Origin of the sequence: Mesorhizobium sp. M7A.F.Ca.CA.004.06.1.1, from assembly GCF_003999135.1 — a bacterium.
Taxonomy (GTDB): Bacteria; Pseudomonadota; Alphaproteobacteria; order Rhizobiales; family Rhizobiaceae; genus Mesorhizobium.
The window spans coordinates 1-2,467 of sequence record NZ_RZPQ01000834.1 but is presented as its reverse complement, the minus strand read 5'-3'; the positions used below and the strand labels follow the sequence as shown (position 1 = coordinate 2,467).

At 62.7% G+C, this 2,467-nt stretch carries 5 protein-coding genes; 3 read left to right on the top strand and 2 right to left on the bottom strand.

The genetic code is table 11. The annotated features are described in order from the left end of the window. On the top strand, window positions 1-412 hold a 412-nt coding region (locus EN906_RS30855; protein WP_127375637.1), incomplete at its 5' end, for a BMP family ABC transporter substrate-binding protein. A 115-nt stretch (window positions 413-527) separates the two neighbouring features. Then, a complete protein-coding gene (locus tag EN906_RS30850) occupies window positions 528-989 on the top strand; it encodes a GNAT family N-acetyltransferase (RefSeq protein WP_127266919.1) in 462 nt (153 codons plus the stop codon). On the opposite strand, the gene EN906_RS30845 is transcribed toward EN906_RS30850, so the two are convergent. Next, window positions 984-1,391, bottom strand: coding sequence for a hypothetical protein (locus tag EN906_RS30845; protein ID WP_127266920.1), 408 nt, complete (start codon window positions 1,389-1,391; stop codon window positions 984-986). The two genes, EN906_RS30850 and EN906_RS30845, sit on opposite strands and share 6 nt — an antisense overlap. Before the next feature lie 22 nt (window positions 1,392-1,413). Further along, on the bottom strand, window positions 1,414-1,620 hold the full coding sequence (locus EN906_RS30840; protein ID WP_206517192.1) for a SlyX family protein: 207 nt from the start codon (window positions 1,618-1,620) through the stop codon (window positions 1,414-1,416). A gap of 229 nt (window positions 1,621-1,849) precedes the next feature. Here EN906_RS30840 and EN906_RS30835 point away from each other — a divergent pair. Next, window positions 1,850-2,467, top strand: a 618-nt coding sequence (locus EN906_RS30835; RefSeq protein WP_127375636.1) for an ATP-binding cassette domain-containing protein, incomplete at its 3' end; no start/stop codon positions are given.

Sequence of the window (2,467 nt, the reverse complement as noted above, 5' to 3'; positions counted from 1 at the left end):
GGGTGGCGAGATCGCCAAGACGCAGATCGACCAGGGCTCCGACGTGATCTACGCCGCGGCAGGCGGCACCGGCGTCGGCGTGCTGCAGGCGGCGGCAGATGCCGGCAAGCTCGGCATCGGCGTCGATTCCAACCAGAACGGCCTGCAGCCGGGCAAGGTGCTGACCTCGATGCTGAAGCGCGTCGACGTCGCCGTCTACACCGCCTTCATGGACGGCAAGAACGGCACCTTCAAGGGCGGAGTCGAGAATCTGGGCCTCAAGGAAGGCGGCGTCGACTACGCCATGGACGACAACAACAAGGCGCTGGTGACGGACGAGATGAAGGCGGCCGTCGAAAAGGCCAAGGCCGACATCATTGCCGGCAAGACCGAAGTGCACGACTATACGGCTGACAACGCTTGCCCCTATTGAGCGGCACGAACACACAGACATGATCTGCAAACCGCCGGGCGCCAGCCCGGCGGTTTTGTCTTTACCGGATCGAGCGAAACGTTCGCTCCGTGCCGGCCACCGTTTCGGGATACAGATGCAGCCAAAGATCGCACCCATCGGCGAGCACGACGTAGCAGCGGTAGCCCAGCTGCGCCTGGCCACGTTTTTCGAGGGAACCGGAAGGACGCTCGGGGAAGATGCGGCAGGGCTTCGTGGCTTGATCGCCGGTGACGGCTTCGAGGCGGCATTCGTTGCCCGGATCGGCGACACCCCGGTCGGGACATGCCTGCTGGTCCGCCACGAGCTGGAGCCCGTACATGATCTGACGCCATGGCTGGCCGGGTTGGTCGTCGATGCAAGGTATCGACGCCGAGGCATCGCCACCGCGCTGGTCAAGGCAACGGAAGCCCATGCGGCGTCACGGGGCGTCGAGATGCTCCATCTCTACACATGGGATGCGCGTGATTTCTACGCGGCTCTCGGCTGGAATACCGTTGAGATAAGCGGCTCGGACGGCGAGAAGATGGCGCTGATGTCGCGCCGCCCTCGCCTATAGCAGCTTCGCGACGAGACAGCCCAGCGCGAACGCCACCATCAGCCCGGCGGCAACGACAACTCCGCGCCGGCCGCCAAGCGCGTGCACGCCAATGCCGTATGGTGGCCGGGACAGGCTTCGGATCACCGTGCGCGGTTTGACCTCATTGCCGCCGAGCTCGACGCTGCGCATCTGAGGTAACTCGGCTAGGCGTTGGGTAACCAGTTCCCAATGCCTGCCAGGCAGCAGGTCGCGTTTTCCGTAACGGTCGAAGAAATACATCTGCTCGGCAAGTCGCGCGACCGCGTCGCGGAAGGCGGGATCGACCTCCAGGTCACGTTCGGCCCGTTCGCGGTCTTTGTCGTTCATAAGACCGAGCACATATTCGCCGGCCCGCGCGATGCGATCGCTTTCACTGACCAAGGCGTGCACCTTCCCTTTTTCCTCACCAGTGCGGTGGCTTGGTTACCGGCACTTCATCTCCTGTCTGCTCCTCCAGCGCCAGGAAGCGATCCGTCAGCGCGTCCAGCTTGCGCTGCATGCGCTCGATCACTTTCCACTGCTCGGCGATCTGGCCGGACAGTTCCTCGATGATCTTCTCCTGCTCGGCGGCGCGTATTTCCAGCGTCGTCAGCCGGTCGGCGGGCGTGATCATGTGAATTCCCCAGTCTCACCGCGATGTCGTTCACCGCGATGTCTTGCGCCGTGATGCGAATTTCGGCGCCGTCATACTAGCGAATGTGAAGGCCCCGGCCACGTTGCAAATTGACAAGCGCACCGGGATTTGTCGAGAGTGAACCGGCTCCGCCAATTGGCACGGGCGGAGCGTCATGCTAGGCGTTTTGACCAAGCGATAAAAAAATAAGAGTGGGACAGGCTGCATGGCGCAAGCCGCAATCGAGTTGATCGGCATCAACAAGAGTTTTGGTGCGGTGCGCGCCAACCGGGACATCAACCTTGAGATCGGTCGCGGCACGATCCACGGCATTGTCGGCGAGAACGGAGCTGGCAAGTCGACGCTGATGTCGATCCTCTACGGCTTCTACCAGGCCGACAGCGGCGAGATCCGCGTTGGCGGCCAGTCGGCCTCGATCAAAACCCCCAATGACGCCATCGCGCTCGGCATCGGCATGGTGCATCAGCACTTCATGCTGGTCGACAATTTCACGGTGCTGGAGAACGTCATCCTCGGCGCCGAAAGCGATGCGCTCTTGAAGAAGAGCATCGCCAAGGCGCGCTCCGAACTGGAGCGGCTGGAGCGTGAATACGGGCTGGAAGTCGATCCCGATGCAATCATCGAGGAATTGCCGGTCGGCCTGCAGCAGCGGGTGGAGATCCTGAAGGCGCTCTATCGCGGCGCCGAGATCCTGATCCTCGACGAGCCGACGGGCGTGCTGACGCCGGCCGAGGCCGACCACCTGTTCCGCATCCTCGGGCAATTGAAAGACCAGGGCAAGACGGTGGTGCTGATCACCCACAAATTGCGCGAGATCATGGCC

Coding starts and splice junctions, on each gene's coding strand:
- EN906_RS30850 (WP_127266919.1), top strand. CDS start 528: ATGCAGCCAAAGATCGCACCCATCGGCGAGCACGACGTAGCAGCGGTA.